The sequence below is a fragment of the Pseudomonas sp. NPDC087346 genome (assembly GCF_044744235.1).
Taxonomy (GTDB): Bacteria; Pseudomonadota; Gammaproteobacteria; order Pseudomonadales; family Pseudomonadaceae; genus Aquipseudomonas.
On record NZ_JBIUXX010000012.1, the window covers coordinates 94,997 to 114,548 of the forward strand.

Sequence of the window (19,552 nt, forward strand, 5' to 3'; positions counted from 1 at the left end):
TTCAATCCGTTAGCCGCTGCCGCAAGCGCAACCGCGCGAAAGGCCATCCAGATACGCACAACAACGGTGCGTCGCCGTCCGTCCGCCTGCGCGAAAAGCGTGCATCCGTGCCTGCGCAAATGACTATAGACACTGCGTGATACACTGCCGGCCATTGTTTCCAGGACATTTCCCATGCTCGCGCCCAAAGACTTCCTCGACGCCCTGAGCGGCACCGCCTCCCGCCTGTTCAACGGCGACACCCCGCTGCCGAAAGCCGAAATCGAAAGCCAGTTCAAAATGTTGCTGCAGAGTGCGTTCAGCAAACTGGATCTGGTCAGCCGGGAAGAGTTCGATAGTCAGATGGTCGTGCTGGCGCGCACCCGCGCTCGCCTCGAAAGCCTCGAAGCGAAGGTTGCCGAGATGGAAGCCAAGCTGACGCCGCCTGCCGAATAACCCGCTGCTATCCCCTGTGGGAGCTAGCCTGCTAGCGATTGAAGGTCGGCCCGACCTTACGCCTCACTTGTAGGAGCTGCCGCAGGCTGCGATCTTTTGATCTTCAGCCCTGCGACAATCCCGGCAACGTCCTACAAGCACCGTCCCACGCGCCTTATTAAGTAAGTACCTTGAATCAAGCATCCCGGCACGTGAGGTGTTTATGAAGCAGAAGAAGCAGAAAACCCAACCGGCACGGGTTTCCAAACCGGGTACCGAGGCACTCGGTTTGCCGGACAGAGTTTCAGCCAGTCAGCGGCATTTTCTGAAAGTGGCCGCGACCTATGGCAAGGAGATGGAGCCCGATGGTTGGCTCGCCGGTGGTGGAACCTGAGTACCGCCAATGACCGCCTGACAGGCGGTTTTTTTATGCCTGAGGATTAGTGCCTCCAGCAACATTCAGAGAAAGTTCGTCCTTAAAACAATCCGACCAACGCTTTCTCCCAAGACTACCCTTCAAAAACCCGCAGGAAGCGGCCCTCGATTCAGCTCAAGGAACGACCATGTCCCTCTCCATCGTCCACAGCCGCGCCCAGATTGGCGTGGATGCTCCCGCTGTCACTGTCGAAGTCCATCTCGCCAACGGTTTACCGTCGCTGACCATGGTCGGCCTGCCCGAGGCGGCGGTGAAGGAGAGCAAGGATCGGGTGCGCAGCGCGATCATCAATTCCGGGCTGCAGTTTCCAGCGCGGCGGATCACCTTGAATCTGGCGCCGGCAGACTTGCCCAAGGACGGCGGGCGCTTTGATCTGGCGATTGCCTTGGGGATTCTGTCGGCGAGTGTACAGGTGCCGTGCCTGACGCTGGATGACGTGGAATGCCTCGGGGAGTTGGCGTTGTCCGGCGCGGTGCGGGCGGTGCGTGGGGTGTTGCCGGCAGCGTTGGCGGCACGCAAGGCCGGACGGGCGTTGGTGGTGCCGCGGGCAAATGCCGAGGAGGCTTGTCTGGCGTCGGGATTGAAGGTGTATGCGGTAGATCATTTGCTGGAGGCGGTGGCGCATTTCAACGGGCATACGCCGGTTGCGCCGTACGTTTCGGACGGATTGATCCATGCCGCCAGACCCTATCCCGACCTCAACGAGGTTCAGGGGCAAATGGCAGCCAAACGAGCGCTGCTGATTGCTGCTGCGGGGGCGCACAACCTGTTGTTCAGCGGGCCGCCGGGGACGGGCAAGACGCTGCTGGCCAGTCGGCTGCCGGGATTACTGCCACCGCTGTCGGAATGCGAAGCGCTGGAGGTGGCGGCGATTCAATCAGTCGCGAGCGGCGTGCCATTGACCCATTGGCCGCAACGCCCCTTTCGCCAGCCGCACCATTCCGCATCGGGTCCGGCGCTGGTCGGCGGCTGTTCGAAACCGCAACCCGGCGAAATCACCCTCGCCCACCACGGCGTACTCTTTCTGGATGAGCTGCCAGAGTTTGATCGCAAAGTGCTGGAGGTGCTGCGTGAGCCGCTGGAATCCGGGCATATCGTGATTTCACGCGCCAAGGATCGCGTGCGCTTTCCCGCTCGCTTTCAGTTGGTGGCAGCGATGAATCCGTGCCCCTGTGGATATCTTGGCGAGCCGAGCGGCAAGTGTTCGTGTACGCCGGACATGGTGCAGCGCTATCGCAACAAACTGTCAGGGCCGCTATTGGATCGGATCGATCTGCACCTGACGGTCGCACGGGAGGCGACGGCGTTGAATCCAGAGGTGAAACCGGGAGAGGACAGCGCCAGCGCAGCGGCCGTCGTGGCCGAAGCACGCGAGCGTCAGCAAAAGCGTCAGGGCTGCGCCAATGCGTTTCTCGATCTGCCGGGGTTGAAGCGCCACTGCAAGTTATCCACAGTCGATGAGAAATGGCTGGAGTCGGCGTGTGAGCGGCTGACTCTGTCGCTGCGCTCGGCCCACCGCTTACTCAAAGTCGCCAGAACCCTGGCAGACCTTGAGCAAGTCGATGCAATCAAGCGTGAGCACTTGGCCGAAGCGCTGCAATACCGGCCGGCAACGCCTTAATGCTCGGTCAGATCCACCAAAGGTGCATGCCGCACTTCGGTGTCGCGCCCGGCCTGAATTTCGGTCACGCGCTTCAACGCGTTATCCACAGCGCCTTTGTCCGCCAGCAGGCTGTAGCTGATCTGGAACTGTTGACTGGCCTTTGGCGCAATGGTCGGCACCAGATTCAATGGGCGCTGATAGCGGCGGTTGTAGGAAAAACTGGTGCCCGGCTCAAGGCCCGTGACATAGCCCTGACCTTGGGTATCGGTGTTTTTCCACAGGGAAAATACCGGCAGCTGCTGCGTTTTGAAGCCAACAGAAACACCAAGACTGCCGGCCTTGTTATGCAAAACGGCCAGGGTTTCGCCTTTGGCGTCCGCATAAGGCACGACGTTGTAGACCGTTTCGTCGTAGTCCTTGGTCGGCCCGCGATAGGTCTGCCAATCCGCCAACTCGGCTTTGGCTTTGTCGTTGAAGGGCGAGACCTGTTTCACCGGCGCCACGAATCGCGCGCCCTGTTCGAGGAACGGCGTACTGAAGTTGCTGTGATACAGCGCCTGGTATTCCTTAGGATAATCGCCGTTGTTGGTCAGCGTATCGTTGAGGGCGAAACGGGCAGTGCCGGGCTCGGTGACCAGTTCAGTGACGACCGAGAAGTCGACTTTCTTGAACGCCTGCTCTTTCAGCTCGCCGCGCAGACTGATGGCGTAGGGAGGCTTTTCGTCGATGTGCAACGTGACGGTACTGGCCGGAATGTTGGCGGCGCGCCCGTGCAGGGTCAGCAACTCGCCATTGTCCATGCCGGGATGGCCGACCCATTCGTAACCGCAGCGGGCCACCAGTTCATTGAAGCCTTCCAGCCAACCCAGGCCACCGCGTCCGTTGAGTTCGATGAACGCCGGGTTGACCACATCCTTGACCGGCGAATCCCAGCCCATGCGCACGTTGCCAACAGAAGCTTGCAGGACATTCATGCCACGTGTCGGCACTACCGAGAGTTTCATCGTGCCGTTATCGATATCGATGATGCTGACCCCTTCCTGCCGTCCACCGTGCAAGGTACGCAGGCTTACGGAGAAGGGTTTGTCGGTTTTCACCCCGAGTTGTTCACTGGAGATGCTCCAGTTTTGCGCGGGCTTGTTGGCATCGAGAAGGACGTAATCCCAAGCCATGGCATGGGAAGCAGCAGACAGTGCGCCGAGTGCAACGGCGAGTTTGAGCGGGGTCATGGCAGCAGCCTTTATTGGAGTTGTGCCATTTTTATAGCGCTGCGGAAACGATTCAGCAAGTAGAGATGAGAGATGCAGAGGGTGATTTGCCACGGATCGGCGGCGTTGCGTTCGCGAGCAAGCTCGCTCTCACAGGGTTTTGGGTTGTTCACACGATTTTGTGAGCGACCCCGGAAACTGTGGGAGCGGGCTTGCCCGCGATTACTATTTCAAAGGCGCATCAACGGAAGCGATCAACCTCGGAGCGCAAATCCGCCGCCAGTTTCTCCAGCTCTTTGGCAGTGACGGCGAGGTTCGATACCACCTCGCGCTGCTCACTGTTGGCCAGCGCAATACTCTGCAAGTTACTGCTCAACAAAGTCGCGGTGCTGCTCTGCTCCTGAGTCGCCGTGGTAATCGCTGCAAACTGCTGCCCCGCCGAACGGCTCTGCTCATCAATGCGCGCCAGCGCCGTGGCCACATTAGCGTTGCGCGACAGGCCTTCCTGCATCAGCAGATTGCCCTGTTCCATGGTGCTGATCGCGTTACCGGTTTCCTGCTGAATGCTCTGGATCATGCCGGAGATTTCATCGGTCGCCTGACGGGTGCGCGACGCCAGATTACGCACTTCGTCCGCCACTACCGCAAAGCCACGGCCCTGCTCACCGGCACGCGCTGCTTCGATGGCCGCGTTGAGCGCCAACAGGTTGGTCTGTTCGGCAATCGAGGTGATGACGCTGACGATGCCGCCGATTTCCTGAGAGCGCTGACCAAGGGTATTGATCACGGTGGCAGTGGTGTTCAATGCGCCTGCGATTTGCTCCAAAGACGAAGACGCTTCATCCATCGAGGTGCGGCCGATCTGCGTCTGCTGCGCATTTTCCTGGGCCAGACGCTGGGTCGCGCCCATGTTGTCGGCGATGTCCAGCGAAGTGGCGCTGAACTCTTCAACGGCACCAGCCATGCTGGTGATTTCACCGGACTGCTGCTCCATGCCCTCATACGCGCCACCGGACAAACCGGACAGCGCCTGGGCACGGCTGTTGACCTCTTCCGAGGAGCGGCGGATATGCTCGACCATGGTCGACAGGGCCTGGCTCATCTGGTTGAACGCACGGGACAACTGACCGATTTCGTCGTTGCTCGACACGTTCAAACGCACGCTCAGATCACCCGCACCCAAGGCTTCGGCCTGACGCACCAGATCACTCAGAGGTGCCAGCTTGCTGCGCAACAACCAGACCACCGAACCGACCGCCAGCAACATCGCCAAGAGGCTGCCGATCGCCAGTTGCGTACCAACGCTCCAGGTCACCGCACGAATCTCGGCTTTCGGCATGCTCGCCACGACCGACCATGGCCCGCCGTCGAATGGCACGGCGATGCTGTAGAAATCCTCGGATTTGTCGCTCCAGAATTCGCCTTTGCCCGGGGTCTTCACCAGACCATTGATCACCGGTACGGCTTGATCCAGTGCCTGCACACCCGCTGGCGGAACCAGCCATTTGTTCTGCTCATCCAGCAACGCCAGCGAACCGCTCTGGCCGATGCGGAAGCGCTTGAGATTATCGAACTGAATGTTCTGCGCATCGGTGTAATCGAAACCGACAAACAGCACTGCGATCACTTTGCCGCTGCCGTCGCGAACCGGGGTGTATTGGGTCATGTAGGAGCGATCAAACAACAAGGCACGGCCGACATAGCCCTGCCCCGCCATCAACTTCGCGTACGCCGGGTGGGAGTGATCGAGCAACGTGCCGATGGCGCGGGTCCCGTCCTGCTTGGTCAACGAGGTACTGACTCGAACAAAGTCATCGCCGCTACGCACGAACAGCGTGGCAACACCGGCGGTCATTTGCTTGAACTCGTCGACTTCCTTGAAGTTGTTGTTCAAGACTTCGCTGCCCAGGTGCAGGCCCGGGGTCTGAGTCCCGGCCACGCTTACCGGCTCACTCGGATGGATGCTCAGACCCGCGCTGAAGCGCTTCTCGAACAACCCGCTCAGGCGCTGGGTGCTTTCACGCAGCGTGCCGTGAAAGGTGCTCAGTTGGTCGGCCAACAGCCGCGCTTCACTGGCGAGGTGTTCTTCACGGGTGGCGAGGTTGGCGGTATCCAGCGAACGCAGGGCGAAAACCGTACTGCCGCTGATGACAATCGCCAGTATCACAGCGAGCGCGAGGCCCAGCTGCGAGGCGATCCGGGCGCGAGGTTGAGACATGAGAAGCTCCTGGCCGAGTCACCGAATCCTCCCTGATCGCGGCAATTGCTCGGAAATATTCTAATAATGGGGGTGAATCGCGGATACCGGCACGACGGTTCCACTTGGACGTATTCGGCGGCAGAACCGAATACTTGAGTGTGTAACAGGGGTATGGCTCAAGGCCGGCATTGTGGCGGCTCGAACGTTTCAGCTCAAGCGTGCGACCGCAGGCAGCGCCATGGCGCGGACTTCGCCTTGCAGGAAGTCGCTGAGGCGGCGCAAACGTTCACCTCCCGGACGGGTCTTTGGCCACACCAGGTAATAATTCAGTCCGCTGGCGACCGCCGTTGGCCACGGCAGACTCAAACGCCCTTGTGCGACATCTTCGGCGACCATCAACAGATCGCCCATCGACACGCCGTAACCGCGAGCCGCCGCGATCATCCCCAGTTCCAGCGTATCGAACACCTGCCCGCCCTTGAGCGATACCTGATCGGACAGGCCCATGTGCTCCAGCCAACTGCGCCAATCGCGGCGATCCGGGGTCGGGTGCAGCAACTCGGTGCTGGCCAGTCGCGCCAAATCCCATGGCTGATCATTGAGCAGATTCGGCGCGCCCACCGGGATCAGTTCTTCGGGAAACAGCAGGCTGGCTTCCCAGTCCGGCGGGAAATGCCCGTCGCTCAGCAGCACTGCGCAATCGAACGGCTCATTGTTGAAGTCCACCGAGTCGACATCCATCCACGCGCTGGTCAGTTGCACCTCGTTGCCCGGCTGCAAATGGCGGAAGCGGCTGAGTCGCGCCAGCAGCCAGCGCATGGTCAGGGTCGATGGGGCTTTCATGCGCAGGATGTCGTCTTCGGCGCGCAAGGTATTGCAGGCGCGTTCCAGCGCGGCGAAGCCGTCGCGGATACCGGGCAACAGCAGGCGCGCCGACTCGGTCAGTTGCAGATTGCGACCGCTGCGATGAAACAACCGACAAGCAAAATGCTCCTCCAGCGTACGAATGTGCCGACTGACCGCACTTTGAGTGATCGACAATTCTTCCGCCGCACGGGTGAACGAGCTATGCCGTGCCGCTGCTTCGAATGCGCGCAGGGCATACAAGGGAGGAAGACGACGCGACATGCAGAAAGCTCCTGTAGCGGGGCGAGGCCGACATGGCCGAAAGTTCCCAGGATGAGTTTTAATCATGCCACCCATCCTTTTTATCCCTTTGTGCAAAGCCTGCCAAGCGCCGAGAATCGACGGTCTCCTGTTCCCTCTGAAAATTGAGTGGTGATGACCATGCAGCATCCTGTGCGTACCGAACTCTGGGCCATCCTGCGGCTGGCGGGGCCGTTGATTGCCTCGCAGTTGGCGCACATGCTGATGGTGCTGACCGACACGTTGATGATGGCCCGCCTCAGCCCCGAAGCTCTGGCCGGCGGCGGTCTGGGCGCGGCGAGTTATTCGTTCGTGTCGATTTTCTGCATCGGCGTGATTGCCGCTGTCGGCACCTTGGTGGCGATTCGTCAGGGCGCCGGTGACATTGTCGGTGCTGCACGCCTGACGCAGGCCGGATTGTGGCTGGCGTGGCTGATGGCGCTGGGCGCCGGATTGCTGCTGTGGAACCTCAAACCAGTGCTGCTGCTGTTCGGCCAGACCGAAACCAACGTCAACGCTGCCGGCCAGTTCCTGATTGCCCTGCCGTTCGCCCTGCCCGGCTACCTGAGCTTCATGGCCCTGCGCGGTTTCACCAGCGCGATTGGCCGGGCGACGCCAGTGATGGTCATCAGCCTCGGCGGCACGGTGGCCAATTTTCTGCTCAATTACGCGCTGATCACTGGCATGTTCGGCCTGCCGAAGATGGGTCTGATGGGCATCGGTCTGGTTACCGCGATAGTTGCCAACTGCATGGCGCTGGCACTGGCCTGGCATATCCGTCGGCATCCGGCGTATGACGCTTATCCGTTACGCGCAGGCTTGTCTCGACCCAATCGGCAATATCTCAAAGAACTGTGGCGCCTCGGTCTGCCGATTGGCGGCACCTATGCGGTGGAAGTGGGTTTGTTCGCGTTTGCGGCGCTGTGCATGGGCACCATGGGCAGCACGCAGTTGGGTGCGCACCAGATCGCCCTGCAAATCGTCTCGGTGGCGTTCATGGTGCCGGCGGGTATGTCGTATGCGATCACCATGCGCATCGGTCAGCATTACGGCGCCGGGCAGTTGCTGGATGCGCGGATGTCCGGGCGGGTCGGGATCGTCTTCGGCGCAGTGGTGATGCTCGGTTTTGCCATGGTGTTCTGGTTGCTGCCGAATCAGTTGGTTGGTCTGTTCCTCGATCACAACGATCCGGCGTTTGCCGAGGTGATCAGGCTGGCGGTGAGTCTGCTGGCGGTGGCGGCGTGGTTTGAGCTGTTCGATGGTACGCAGACCATTGCCATGGGCTGCATTCGCGGACTCAAAGATGCGAAGACCACGTTCCTGGTCGGGCTCGCTTGCTATTGGCTGATCGGCGCACCAGCGGCGTGGTGGATGGCGTTCCATCTGCACTGGGGGCCGACGGGCGTCTGGTGGGGACTGGCGCTGGGGCTGGCGTGCGCGGCGGTGAGCCTGACGCTGGCGTTTGAATGGAAGATGAAGCGGATGATTCGGCTGGAGCCCGCGTCAGCAAACCGGTTCGCAGTCGCCCAGCCTGACTGAAGTCCCCTGTAGGAGTGAGCCTTTGTGGCGAGGGGATTTATCCCCGTTCGGCTGCGAAGCAGTCGTAAAACCATAGAACCGGGCGTAACTGATACACCGCGATCCCAGGTTTTGGGGCGGCTTCGCCACCCAACGGGGATAAATCCCCTCACCACAAAAGCAGTCCCACATTCGTTTGGCGATCAACCGACGATTTCAAGGGCTGGCTGCTGACTCGAACCGAACGTCAGATACTCGACCAGCTCCGCCAACGGCAACGGCCGGCTGATCAGATAACCCTGCACCTGATCGCAACCAAACCCGCGTAGCAGATCCAGTTGTTCCGGCGTCTCCACCCCTTCAGCGACTACTTCCAGATGCAGGTTGTGCGCGAGATTGATCATCGCGTGCACCAGCTTGCGGTTCTCTTCGCGTTGTTCCATGCCGCCGACAAAGCTCTTGTCGATCTTCAGCAAAGTGATCGGCAGGCTGTTGAGGTGCACGAACGAGGAGAACCCGGTACCGAAGTCATCCAGCGAGAAACGCACACCGAGGCGCCCAAGAGCGTCCATGGTCTGCTTGACCAGATCGCTGCGGCGCATCACCGCGGTTTCCGTCAGTTCGAACTCCAGCCATTGCGCCTCGACGCCGCGTTCGGCAATCAAGCGGCTGAGGGTCGGCAGCAACTGGCTGTCCTGAAACTGGCGAAACGACAGGTTGATCGCCATGTGCAACGCCGGCAGTCCGCGCTCGCGTAGCGCCTGCATGTCGCGCAGGGCCCGGGAAATCACCCAGTAACCCAACGGCACGATCAAACCGCTTTGCTCGGCCAACGGCACGAATTCGCTTGGCGGCAGTAAACCGCGCTCACCGTGACGCCAGCGCACCAGCGCTTCGAGGCCGACGATCTGGCCGTCCTCAAGGTTCAGGCGTGGTTGGTAATGCAGTTCCAGTTCGTCGCGACGCAGGGCCCGGCGCAACTCGCTTTCGAGGTCGGCCATGCTCCGCGCATTGCGATTTATGCGTTCGTTGAAGATATGAAAGGTGCAGCCCTGCGTACTTTTAGCCTGCTGCATGGCGATGTGTGCGTGCCACATCAGCGGATCGGCGCCAGCCTGTGCGCGGGCATGGGCGATACCGAGGCTGGAGCCGATCAGCAGACTTTCACCATCGACCCAATAGGGTTCGGACAAGGCTTCGGTGATGCGCTCGGCCATCCACTCGGCGCGCTGCGGTGCGCGGCGGGTGTCGATCAGCAGGGCGAATTCGTCGCTGCCCAGGCGCGCCAGTTGATCACCGGCCTCGAGCTGGCTTTTCAGGCGGGCGACGACTTGCAGGATCAGCCGATCACCGGCCTGATGGCCGAGGGCATCGTTGGCATGCCGGAAGTTGTCGAGATCGAGATGACCCAGCGCCAGACCGCGACCGTCGTTTTCCGCCAGGCGCGCCGTGAGCAAGGTCTGGAAACCCTGACGGTTGGCGATGCCGGTCAACGGGTCTTGTTCGGCCAGGCGTTGCAGGGTGTTTTCCAGCACGCCGCGTTCGCGCACATGGCGCAGGCAACGGCGAAGCATGCCGGGGTCGAGTGCGTCGAACACCAGCCAGTCGCTGACACCGTCCGGCGCAGTGGCCGGTTCGTGCTCCAGCAGCAACACGGTCGGCAGGCTGCAACGCCCGGGCGCTGGCTGCAAGGCGGGAATGGTCAACAATACCGCGTGGCGGTTGTCTTCGAACAAACTGCTGACCGACTCCCAGCTCGGCGCGCTGATCAGCACTGCCGCGCTCCCCATCGGAGCCAGACACTCACGCAATAACGCTGTCCACGCTGGCTCTTCGGCCAGTAGCAGCAAACGCAAGGGTTCGACAGGCGTAGACAAGCTAGCTCCCTAGACTCTGCAATGATGTGGGCGGCGGGCATTATGCCGTTGTGCTGAGCAATGACCAAATGACAACGGTTATCAAAACGTTATTTTGTGTCACGAATGAGAACATTAGTCGCAAAATCACCGCGCATCCTGCGTGAAAGTAACAAAACCGGCAAATATGAATCGCGTGGTACGTCACAAGTCGGAGAGACCAGCATAAATCGCTGAGCCTGTTAAAATGCCGGCCCATTTCGTCAACGACTCCCGAATTTCGTATGTCCCGACTCAATCCCCGGCAGCAAGAAGCCGTGAACTACGTCGGCGGCCCTCTATTGGTGCTCGCCGGTGCTGGCTCCGGTAAGACCAGCGTGATCACGCGCAAGATCGCGCACCTGATCCAGAACTGCGGCATCCGCGCCCAGTACATCGTCGCGATGACCTTTACCAACAAGGCCGCGCGCGAGATGAAGGAACGGGTCGGCACCCTGCTGCGTGCCGGCGAAGGTCGCGGCCTGACGGTCTGCACCTTCCACAACCTGGGTCTGAACATCATCCGCAAGGAACACGCGCGGCTGGGCTACAAACCGGGCTTCTCGATTTTTGACGAGACCGACGTCAAAGCCCTGATGACCGACATCATGCAGAAGGAATACTCGGGCGAAGACGGCGTCGACGAAATCAAGAACATGATCGGCTCCTGGAAAAACGATCTGATCCTGCCGCCCGAAGCCCTGGAAAACGCGCGCAACCCCAAGGAACAGACCGCCGCTATCGTCTACACCCACTATCAGCGCACGCTCAAGGCGTTCAACGCAGTGGACTTCGACGACCTGATCCTGCAACCGGTGAAGCTGTTCGAAGCCCACGCCGACATTCTCGAAAAGTGGCAGAACAAGGTTCGCTATCTGCTCGTCGACGAATACCAGGACACCAACGCCAGCCAATACCTGCTGGTGAAAATGCTCATCGGCAAGCGCAACCAGTTCACCGTGGTAGGCGACGACGATCAGTCGATCTACGCCTGGCGCGGGGCGCGGCCGGAAAACCTGATGCTGCTCAAGGACGATTACCCGTCGTTGAAAGTGGTGATGCTCGAGCAGAACTACCGCTCCACCAGCCGCATCCTGCGTTGCGCCAACGTGCTGATCTCGAACAACCCGCACGAATTCGAAAAACAGCTGTGGAGTGAGATGGGCCACGGCGACGAGATCCGCGTGATCCGCTGCCGCAACGAGGACGCCGAAGCCGAGCGCGTAGCCATGGAAATCCTCAGCCTGCACTTGCGCACCGACCGCCCTTACAGCGATTTTGCGATCCTCTATCGCGGTAACTATCAGGCCAAGCTGATCGAGCTGAAATTGCAGCACCATCAGGTGCCGTATCGCTTGAGCGGCGGCAACAGCTTCTTCGGGCGACAGGAAGTGAAGGACCTGATGGCCTACTTCCGCCTGATCGTGAACCCGGACGACGACAACGCCTTCCTGCGAGTGATCAACGTGCCGCGCCGGGAAATCGGCTCGACCACGCTGGAAAAACTCGGCAACTATGCGACCGAGCGCAAGATTTCGATGTACGCCGCCACCGACGAAATCGGTCTTGGCGAACATCTGGACAACCGTTTCACCGATCGCCTGTCGCGCTTCAAGCGCTTCATGGACAAGGTCCGCGAGCAGTGCGCCGGCGAAGATCCGATCTCGGCGCTGCGCAGCATGGTCATGGACATCGACTACGAGAACTGGCTGCGCACCAACAGTTCCAGCGACAAGGCTGCGGACTACCGGATGAGCAACGTCTGGTTCCTGATCGAGGCGTTGAAAAACACCCTCGAGAAAGACGAAGAAGGCGAAATGACCGTCGAGGACGCCATCGGCAAACTGGTCCTGCGCGACATGCTGGAACGTCAGCAGGAAGAGGAAGATGGCGCCGAAGGCGTGCAGATGATGACGCTGCATGCGTCCAAGGGTCTGGAATTCCCATACGTGTTCATCATGGGCATGGAAGAGGAAATCCTCCCGCACCGTTCCAGCATCGAAGCCGACACCATCGAGGAGGAACGTCGTCTGGCTTACGTGGGCATCACCCGCGCCCGTCAGACCCTGGCGTTCACTTTCGCCGCCAAGCGCAAGCAGTACGGCGAGATCATCGATTGCGCGCCGAGCCGCTTCCTCGATGAGCTGCCGCCGGACGATCTGGCGTGGGAAGGCAACGACGACACACCGACCGAAGTCAAAGCCGTGCGGGGCAATAGCGCATTGGCTGATATACGCGCGATGTTAAAGCGCTAGAATTGACCACTTTTTTACAAGCCTAGGGCGCACAAGCGCCACCAGAGGACAGCTTCATGGAAGCATTGCACCAGAAAATCCGCGAACAAGGCATCGTGCTTTCCGACCAGGTCCTGAAGGTCGACGCCTTCCTGAACCACCAGATCGACCCGGCCCTGATGAAGCTGATCGGCGACGAATTCGCCACGCTGTTCAAGGACTCGGGCATAACCAAGATCGTCACCATCGAAGCCTCGGGCATCGCCCCGGCGATCATGACCGGTCTGAACCTCGGCGTGCCGGTGATCTTCGCCCGCAAACAACAGTCCCTGACTCTGACTGAAAACCTGCTGTCGGCGACCGTTTACTCGTTCACCAAAAAGACTGAAAGCACCGTCGCCATTTCCCCGCGTCACCTGACCAGCAGCGACCGCGTGCTGATCATCGACGACTTCCTGGCCAACGGTAAGGCATCGCAGGCGCTGATCTCGATCATCAAACAGGCTGGCGCAACCGTTGCCGGTCTGGGCATCGTGATCGAGAAGTCGTTCCAGGGTGGCCGTGCCGAGCTGGATTCCCAAGGTTATCGCGTTGAATCGCTGGCACGCGTGAAGTCGCTGGCGGGCGGCGTTGTGACCTTCATCGAATAAAGCCAGCTAAACCGCATTACCCCTGTGGGAGCTAGCCTGCTAGCGATGGCAACGTGTCAGTCAAAAGTTAAATGACTGACAGACCGCCATCGCTAGCAGGCTAGCTCCCACAGTTGGTTTTGTGTGGACGGTTACTGCGCGGTGGCCTTCAGGCCGGTGAGCAGCAGCCGCTGAAACAGGTCTTCTTTCAGGCCCTCAGGGTTTGTCAGCTGCATCCGTTGCAGATGCTCCGGATACATCGAAGCCTCCGGCGCATCCAGCGCAGCCTTACCCAACTCCAGAATCTCGGTCAGCTTGAACTTGCTCTTTAGCCAGTTCAGCGCCCGCAGCAAATCCCGCTCGATCTCATTGAAATCACAGCCCAGCGGATACTCCGGAAACAGGTTCGGATGCCGTGCGGCAATCGCCTGCAAACGCTGCGGAGTGTTCTCGGCAAAACGTGGATCAATCCGGAAGTCCTTAGGCAGCTTGCCGACCTTCTGTGCCTGTTCGATAAGCCCTGACTGGAAGCGCGAGTCGCTGATATTCAGCAGCGCTTCGATCACTACCGCATCGGTCTTGCCGCGCAAATCGGCGATGCCATATTCGGTGACCACAATGTCCCGCAAGTGCCGGGGAATCGTGCAGTGGCCGTACTCCCAGACAATGTTCGAACTGACCTCACCGCCAGACTCGCGCCAGCTGCGCAGGATCAGAATCGAGCGCGCATCGTGCAGCGCATGACCTTGGGCGACGAAGTTGTACTGCCCGCCGACGCCGCTAAGTACCCGACCGTCCTGCAACTGATCGGACACGCCAGCACCGAGTAAGGTCATGGTGAACGCGGTGTTGATAAAGCGCGCATCGATGCGCTGCAAACGCTTGAGTTCTTCCTGCCCGTACAGCTCGTTGATGTAACTGATACGGGTCATGTTGAATTCGAGGCGCTTGCTGTGTGGCAACTCGCGCAGGCGCTCATAAAAACTGCGCGGCCCGAGGAAGAAACCGCCGTGCACCGAAATGCCATCGGTTTGCGCCGCCTCGTCGAGAGTGCCGGCGTTGGCCCGCTCCTGAGTCGGCACGTCCGGGTAGACCTTGCGCCGGATGATCCCGGCGTCCGCCAGCACCAAGAGTCCGTTGACGAACATTTCGCTGCAACCGTACAGACCTTTGGCGAACGGTTCGATACCGCCCTCGCGCTCGATCAATTGCGCCCACTGGCTCAGATTGATGTCCGCCAGCAAGGCCCGATAGCCTTCGTTGTCGGCCTGCCGAGCCAGCAGTGCGGCGGTCAACGCATCGCCCATCGAACCGATACCGATCTGCAAGGTGCCGCCGTCGCGTACCAAGGTGCTGGCGTGCAAACCGATGAAATGATCCTGAAACCCGACCGGCATGTTCGGCGTGGAAAACAGTGTGCTGCTGTCCTTCTCGTCGATCAGAAAGTCGAAGGTGTCGATCTCGACTTCGGCATCGCCGGGCATGTACGGCAAATCGGTGTGTACCTGGCCGACCAGCAGAATGGTCTCCCCCGCCGCCCGGCGTTTGGCGATCATCGGCAACAGGTCAAGAGTGATGTCGGGGTTGCAACTCAGGCTCAGGCGATCCGGATGTTCGCTGCTGCTGGCGAGCAGTTGCGCCACCAGATTCAGGCCCGCTGCGTTGATATCGCGGGCCGCGTGGCTGTAGTTGCTGCTGACGTAATCCTGCTGGGCCGGTGCGCTGTTGAGCAGGCTGCCGGGCTGCATGAAGAATTGTTCGACGCGGATGTTCGCGGGAAGGCTGTCGCGACGCAGGTCGGCGAGGAAATCGAACTCCGGATAATCACCGAACACGCGTTCGACGAAGGGTTCGATAAAGCGCTTCTGCAAGCCATCGCCCAAATCCGGACGGCCCAGGCACAGGGCGGTGTAGATCGTCAGTTGCCGCTCGGGCAGCTCTTTGACGCGCCGGTACAGCGCGTTGACGAAATGGTTGGGTTTGCCCAGCCCCAGCGGCAAGCCCATGTGGATATGCGCCGGCAACCGCGCGAGCACGTCGTCCACTGCCTGTTCGATCGAACACAACTGCACCATCTGAATCCTCCCGCCCGTTCCGTGAATAGAGGTGAGACCGAGCTTGCCTTGAGTTTGCTGCAAAGGACAGCCTCAACCCTGAATCGCAGGCACAAAAAAACCGTCCGAAGACGGTTTCTTTCGTCAGAAGTGCGGCTTATTTCAGACCGGACATCTTCTGGATCGCGCCCTTCAGCTCGTCATCCGAGCAGTCGGCGCAGGTGCCTTTCGGCGGCATGGCGTTCAAGCCGGTAATGGCTTTGGCCAACAAACCGTCGAGGCCGCCCTGGTGATCGGCGCGGTCTTTCCAGGCTGCCGCGTCACCGATTTTCGGTGCGCCCAACAGGCCGGTGCCATGGCAAGCGTTGCAATGTTTTGCAATCACGTCGTCAGGCGTCTTGGCTCCCCCGCCACCACCCGTAGAGGCAGCAACTTCCATCCCCTTGCATTCCTGACCCTGAACACACACCTGGCCAACCGGCTCGAGGCGTTTGGCAATATCGTCATTCGTCGCAGCTTGAGCGCTGACAGCCCAGAGGGCCAGTACGGTTGCTGGTGCAGCCAGCATTTTCATAATTAGGTTCACGCGTTCACCCTCAATGGTGGCTATTCACGCCTGCGGCCACGGTTCGCAGGCGGGCGCAAGTATAGCGGGTAGCCCGCCACACTGAAACAACCCCATTATTAAAGGGGTCTTGTTGCGCATCGGTAAAACGGTCCGGGTGCCTTCGCCGTAATGGCCTGGCGCCTCTTTGTTTAAAAGTTCGCCGGCGTGGCTGCGCTGATTAGTCGCGCCGGTGAGTCGAACGGATTACGGAAACGATGCGGCTTGGTACTTTCAAAATAGTAGCTGTCGCCAGCTTCGAGAATAAAAGTTTCTAGCCCCACCACCAGTTCCAGACGACCTTCCACCAGAATCCCGGTTTCCTCGCCCTCATGGGTGAGCATTTCTTCGCCGGTATCGGCGCCCGGCGGGTAGATTTCGTTGAGGAAGGCGATGGCCCGACTCGGGTGCGCACGGCCGACCAGTTTCATGGTCACGGCACCGTCGGAGATGTCGATCAGCTCGTTGGCCTTGTAGACGATCTGGGTCGGTTTTTCCTGCAGGATTTCTTCGGAGAAGAACTCGACCATGGACATGGGAATCCCGCCCAGAACCTTTCTCAGCGAACTGATCGAGGGGCTGACGCTGTTCTTCTCGATCATCGAAATGGTGCTGTTGGTGACGCCCGCGCGCTTGGCGAGCTCACGCTGGGAAAGACCTTTGAGCTTTCGAATGGATTGCAGTCGTTCACCGACGTCCAAGGCTGGAGCCTCCTGATGTTGTAAGAATATTGAGCGGTATCATGGCGACAGCGTTCAGTATTTACAACACTTGGGCTCCGTAGCGGCCTCAAGCCTCGGAATAGAGCCTTGGCACCCGGCGCAGGTTGCAGAAGATCTGGTACGGGATGGTGTCAGCCCACTTCGCCACGTCGCTGGCGAGGATGTTTTTGCCCCACAATTCGACGGTCGAACCGAGGCCCGCTTCCGGCACATCGGTGAGGTCGATGCACAGCATGTCCATCGATACCCGACCGATGATGCGGCTGCGTTTACCGGCCACCAATACCGGCGTGCCGGTCGGTGCCTGACGCGGATAGCCGTCGGCGTAACCCATGGCGACCACGCCGATGCGCATCGGTTTGTCGGTGATGAACTTGGCGCCGTAGCCCACCGGTTCGCCGGCTGGCAGCTCACGCACGCAGATCACTTGCGATTCCAGAGTCATCACCGGTTGCAGGCGTTCGGCGACAGCGTTGGCTTCTTCGAAAGGCGTCGAACCGTAGAGCATGATGCCCGGACGTACCCAGTCGCTGTGGATCTGCGGCCAGCCGAGTACGGCAGGCGAGTTGCGCAGGCTGACTTCGGCAGCCAGGCCCTGCCGCGCCGCTTCGAACACCGCCACTTGCTCGGTGCTGCTCTGCGCGTGCAGTTCATCGGCGCGGGCGAAGTGGCTCATCAGAACGATTTTCGCCACTTTGCCGCTGGCCAACAGCCGTTGATGGGCCGCCGGGTAATCCTTGGGATGCAGGCCGACGCGGTGCATGCCCGAGTCGAGCTTCAGCCACACGGTGATCGGTTTGTTCAGTGCCGCCTGCTCGATGGCTTCGAGCTGCCACAACGAATGCACCACGCACCAGAAATCATGCTCGACGATCAGTGCCAGTTCATCGGCTTCGAAAAAACCTTCAAGCAACAACACCGGGGCACGGATGCCCGCAGCGCGCAGCTCAAGCGCTTCTTCGATACAGGCCACGGCAAAACCATCAGCCTCGGCTTCCAGCGCTTGGGCACAGCGCACCGCACCATGGCCATAAGCGTCAGCCTTGATCACCGCCAGCGCTTTGGCACCAGTGATTTCGCGGGCAATTCGGTAGTTGTGGCGCAGGGCTTGAAGGTCGATCAGGGCACGGGCTGGACGCATGGCGGCAGACTTCTAGGCGGTCATGGGAATAAAAACCGGCGCTGGCTGACGAGTGAACCGCCAACAGCACCGGGAGAGGGATCTTTAAAGCAGTTACGGCAGCGCAGCGACGATGGAGATTTCCACCAGGATGGTCGGCTTGGCCATCTTCGCTTCGACGGTGGCACGGGCCGGGGCGGCGCCTTTTGGCAGCCACTGGTCCCACACCGAATTCATCCCGGCAAAGTGCGCTTCGATGTCATTCAGGTAGATCGTTGCCGACAGCAAATGCTGTTTGTCGGTACCGGCCAGATCCAGCAAGCGCTCGATATTGGCGAGCACTTCGCGGGTCTGCTGTTCAATCCCGGCGCTGAAATCGTCACCGACCTGTCCGGCCAGATACACGGTGCCGTTGTGGCTGACGATCTGACTCATGCGCTCATTGGTGAGCTGGCGCTGGATTGACATGTTGTGCGGACTCCTTGGTTTTGTTGCCGTAACGGGAAATATCGAGGCCTTCGGCGCTGATCTGCGGCTTTTTCTTCGCCATCAGGTCAGCCAGCAAACGACCGGAACCGCACGCCATGGTCCAGCCAAGGGTGCCGTGACCGGTGTTGAGGAACAGGTTCTTGAATGGGGTCGCGCCAACAATCGGCGTGCCGTCCGGGGTGGTTGGACGCAGGCCGGTCCAGAAACTCGCCTCGGCCAGATTACCGCCCTGAGGATAAAGGTCGTTGACGATCATCTCCAGGGTTTCGCGTCGACGCGGGTTCAGCGACAGGTCAAAACCGGCGATTTCCGCCATCCCGCCAACGCGGATGCGGTTGTCGAAACGGGTGATCGCGACCTTGTAGGTCTCGTCGAGAATGGTCGACGTCGGGGCCATGTCCGGGTTGGTGATCGGCACGGTCAGCGAGTAACCCTTGAGCGGATATACCGGGGCTTTGATGCCCAGCGGCTTGAGCAGTTGCGGCGAGTAGCTGCCGAGCGCCAGCACATAGCGGTCGGCGGTTTCCAGCTTGCCGTCGATCCATACGCCGTTGATGCGATCACCGGCGAAGTCGAGCTTCTGGATGTCCTGACCGTAGCGGAATTCCACACCCAGTTTCACGGCCATTTCGGCCAGGCGGGTGGTGAAGATCTGGCAGTCGCCGGTCTGGTCATTCGGCAGGCGCAGCGCACCAGCAAGGATGTCGGTGACATTGGCCAGTGCCGGCTCGACGCGGGCGATGCCGGCGCGGTCGAGGACTTCGAAGGGCACGCCGGATTCCTTCAGCACGGCGATGTCTTTGGCGGCGCCATCAAGCTGAGCCTGGGTGCGGAACAGTTGCGTTGTACCGAGGCTGCGGCCTTCGTAGGCGATGCCGGTTTCAGCGCGCAACTCGTCGAGGCAGTCGCGGCTGTACTCGGACAGACGAACCATGCGTTCCTTGTTCACCGCGTAACGATTGGCGGTGCAGTTGCGCAGCATCTGCGCCATCCACAGGTATTGATCGATGTCGGCAGTGGCTTTGATCGCCAGCGGTGCGTGGCGTTGCAGCAGCCACTTGATGGCCTTGAGCGGCACGCCCGGCGCGGCCCACGGTGAGGCATAACCCGGCGATACCTGGCCGGCGTTGGCGAAACTGGTCTCCATGGCGGCGGCTGGCTGCCGATCGACCACCACCACCTCAAACCCGGCACGGGCCAGATAATAAGCACTGGCGGTACCGATGACGCCGCTACCCAAGACCATAACGCGCATTTTTGTATCCCTCATCGCGGCTGTC

The 19,552-nt window shown here is 60.3% G+C and carries 16 protein-coding genes and 1 pseudogene; 6 read left to right on the forward strand and 11 right to left on the reverse strand.

The window, feature by feature from the left end:
- The first annotated feature begins 174 nt into the window (after positions 1-174).
- The 3 genes from ACIOZM_RS10390 (at position 175) to ACIOZM_RS10400 (ending at position 2,471) form a co-directional block, all read left to right on the forward strand.
- Positions 175-435 carry an accessory factor UbiK family protein gene (locus ACIOZM_RS10390; RefSeq protein ID WP_008086041.1) on the forward strand — a complete coding sequence of 87 codons (261 nt, stop codon included), beginning with the start codon at positions 175-177 and terminating at the stop codon, positions 433-435.
- 202 nt (positions 436-637) lie between these two features.
- A complete protein-coding gene (locus ACIOZM_RS10395) occupies positions 638-808 on the forward strand; it encodes a hypothetical protein (protein WP_171057229.1) in 171 nt (56 codons plus the stop codon).
- Positions 809-977: 169 nt separating this feature from the next.
- On the forward strand, positions 978-2,471 hold the full coding sequence (locus tag ACIOZM_RS10400; RefSeq protein WP_401212919.1) for a YifB family Mg chelatase-like AAA ATPase: 1,494 nt from the start codon (positions 978-980) through the stop codon (positions 2,469-2,471).
- On the opposite strand, the gene ACIOZM_RS10405 is transcribed toward ACIOZM_RS10400, so the two are convergent.
- From ACIOZM_RS10405 to ACIOZM_RS10420, 4 genes and pseudogenes are all read right to left on the reverse strand, one after another.
- Positions 2,468-3,682 (reverse strand): aldose 1-epimerase family protein, encoded by a 1,215-nt coding sequence (locus tag ACIOZM_RS10405; protein ID WP_401212922.1) that lies wholly within the window; start codon positions 3,680-3,682, stop codon positions 2,468-2,470. The two genes, ACIOZM_RS10400 and ACIOZM_RS10405, sit on opposite strands and share 4 nt — an antisense overlap.
- A 220-nt stretch (positions 3,683-3,902) precedes the next feature.
- Positions 3,903-4,763, reverse strand: coding sequence for a methyl-accepting chemotaxis protein (locus tag ACIOZM_RS10410; protein WP_401212990.1), 861 nt, complete (start codon positions 4,761-4,763; stop codon positions 3,903-3,905).
- Positions 4,758-5,879 (reverse strand): annotated as a pseudogene (locus ACIOZM_RS10415) (Cache 3/Cache 2 fusion domain-containing protein); the annotation flags it as partial. The pseudogene ACIOZM_RS10415 and the gene ACIOZM_RS10410, both read right to left, overlap by 6 nt.
- Positions 5,880-6,068: 189 nt before the next feature.
- Positions 6,069-6,989 (reverse strand): LysR substrate-binding domain-containing protein, encoded by a 921-nt coding sequence (locus ACIOZM_RS10420; protein ID WP_401212925.1) that lies wholly within the window; start codon positions 6,987-6,989, stop codon positions 6,069-6,071.
- A gap of 159 nt (positions 6,990-7,148) precedes the next feature.
- Here ACIOZM_RS10420 and ACIOZM_RS10425 point away from each other — a divergent pair, with 159 nt between their 5' ends.
- Positions 7,149-8,546, forward strand: coding sequence for a NorM family multidrug efflux MATE transporter (locus ACIOZM_RS10425; protein ID WP_401212928.1), 1,398 nt, complete (start codon positions 7,149-7,151; stop codon positions 8,544-8,546).
- A 182-nt stretch (positions 8,547-8,728) separates the two neighbouring features.
- Here ACIOZM_RS10425 and ACIOZM_RS10430 read toward each other — a convergent pair whose 3' ends face one another.
- Entirely contained in the window at positions 8,729-10,402 is a 1,674-nt protein-coding gene (locus ACIOZM_RS10430) for a putative bifunctional diguanylate cyclase/phosphodiesterase (RefSeq protein ID WP_401212931.1), read from the reverse strand.
- A 263-nt stretch (positions 10,403-10,665) separates the two neighbouring features.
- Between ACIOZM_RS10430 and rep the strand changes: the two genes are divergently transcribed.
- Together rep and ACIOZM_RS10440 are read left to right on the forward strand one after the other, a co-directional pair.
- Complete coding sequence (gene rep / locus ACIOZM_RS10435; protein ID WP_401212934.1) at positions 10,666-12,675, forward strand: DNA helicase Rep; 2,010 nt, start codon at positions 10,666-10,668, stop codon at positions 12,673-12,675.
- A gap of 56 nt (positions 12,676-12,731) precedes the next feature.
- On the forward strand, positions 12,732-13,304 hold the full coding sequence (locus tag ACIOZM_RS10440; RefSeq protein WP_401212937.1) for a xanthine phosphoribosyltransferase: 573 nt from the start codon (positions 12,732-12,734) through the stop codon (positions 13,302-13,304).
- A gap of 131 nt (positions 13,305-13,435) precedes the next feature.
- Here ACIOZM_RS10440 and ACIOZM_RS10445 read toward each other — a convergent pair whose 3' ends face one another.
- The 6 genes from ACIOZM_RS10445 to dadA all read right to left on the reverse strand — a co-directional run bounded on the left by ACIOZM_RS10445 (position 13,436) and on the right by dadA (position 19,527).
- Entirely contained in the window at positions 13,436-15,358 is a 1,923-nt protein-coding gene (locus ACIOZM_RS10445; RefSeq protein WP_401212940.1) for an acetyl-CoA hydrolase/transferase C-terminal domain-containing protein, read from the reverse strand.
- Positions 15,359-15,494: 136 nt separating this feature from the next.
- Entirely contained in the window at positions 15,495-15,911 is a 417-nt protein-coding gene (locus tag ACIOZM_RS10450) for a c-type cytochrome (RefSeq protein ID WP_401212993.1), read from the reverse strand.
- A gap of 182 nt (positions 15,912-16,093) precedes the next feature.
- Positions 16,094-16,642, reverse strand: a complete 549-nt coding sequence (locus ACIOZM_RS10455) for a cupin domain-containing protein (RefSeq protein WP_096817305.1) — start codon at positions 16,640-16,642, stop codon at positions 16,094-16,096.
- Positions 16,643-16,730: 88 nt separating this feature from the next.
- Complete coding sequence (gene alr / locus ACIOZM_RS10460) at positions 16,731-17,804, reverse strand: alanine racemase (protein ID WP_401212944.1); 1,074 nt, start codon at positions 17,802-17,804, stop codon at positions 16,731-16,733.
- Positions 17,805-17,897: 93 nt separating this feature from the next.
- Entirely contained in the window at positions 17,898-18,251 is a 354-nt protein-coding gene (locus ACIOZM_RS10465) for a RidA family protein (RefSeq protein WP_401212947.1), read from the reverse strand.
- Positions 18,223-19,527: a D-amino acid dehydrogenase gene (gene dadA, locus ACIOZM_RS10470; protein WP_401212949.1), complete on the reverse strand. Its 1,305-nt coding sequence runs from the start codon at positions 19,525-19,527 to the stop codon at positions 18,223-18,225. Before dadA ends, ACIOZM_RS10465 begins: the two co-directional genes overlap by 29 nt.
- Positions 19,528-19,552 lie beyond the last annotated feature (25 nt).

Bases quoted from the DNA above. Each gene is read 5' to 3' on its own strand.
- ACIOZM_RS10395 (WP_171057229.1), top strand. From the start codon at position 638: ATGAAGCAGAAGAAGCAGAAAACCCAACCGGCACGGGTTTCCAAACCG.
- alr (WP_401212944.1), bottom strand. From the start codon at position 17,804: ATGCGTCCAGCCCGTGCCCTGATCGACCTTCAAGCCCTGCGCCACAAC.
- rep (WP_401212934.1), top strand. From the start codon at position 10,666: ATGTCCCGACTCAATCCCCGGCAGCAAGAAGCCGTGAACTACGTCGGC.
- ACIOZM_RS10440 (WP_401212937.1), top strand. From the start codon at position 12,732: ATGGAAGCATTGCACCAGAAAATCCGCGAACAAGGCATCGTGCTTTCC.
- ACIOZM_RS10445 (WP_401212940.1), bottom strand. From the start codon at position 15,358: ATGGTGCAGTTGTGTTCGATCGAACAGGCAGTGGACGACGTGCTCGCG.
- ACIOZM_RS10425 (WP_401212928.1), top strand. From the start codon at position 7,149: ATGCAGCATCCTGTGCGTACCGAACTCTGGGCCATCCTGCGGCTGGCG.
- ACIOZM_RS10390 (WP_008086041.1), top strand. From the start codon at position 175: ATGCTCGCGCCCAAAGACTTCCTCGACGCCCTGAGCGGCACCGCCTCC.
- ACIOZM_RS10410 (WP_401212990.1), bottom strand. From the start codon at position 4,763: ATGAGCCAGGCCCTGTCGACCATGGTCGAGCATATCCGCCGCTCCTCG.
- ACIOZM_RS10450 (WP_401212993.1), bottom strand. From the start codon at position 15,911: ATGAAAATGCTGGCTGCACCAGCAACCGTACTGGCCCTCTGGGCTGTC.
- ACIOZM_RS10465 (WP_401212947.1), bottom strand. From the start codon at position 18,251: ATGTCAATCCAGCGCCAGCTCACCAATGAGCGCATGAGTCAGATCGTC.
- dadA (WP_401212949.1), bottom strand. From the start codon at position 19,527: ATGCGCGTTATGGTCTTGGGTAGCGGCGTCATCGGTACCGCCAGTGCT.
- ACIOZM_RS10405 (WP_401212922.1), bottom strand. From the start codon at position 3,682: ATGACCCCGCTCAAACTCGCCGTTGCACTCGGCGCACTGTCTGCTGCT.
- ACIOZM_RS10400 (WP_401212919.1), top strand. From the start codon at position 978: ATGTCCCTCTCCATCGTCCACAGCCGCGCCCAGATTGGCGTGGATGCT.
- ACIOZM_RS10420 (WP_401212925.1), bottom strand. From the start codon at position 6,989: ATGTCGCGTCGTCTTCCTCCCTTGTATGCCCTGCGCGCATTCGAAGCA.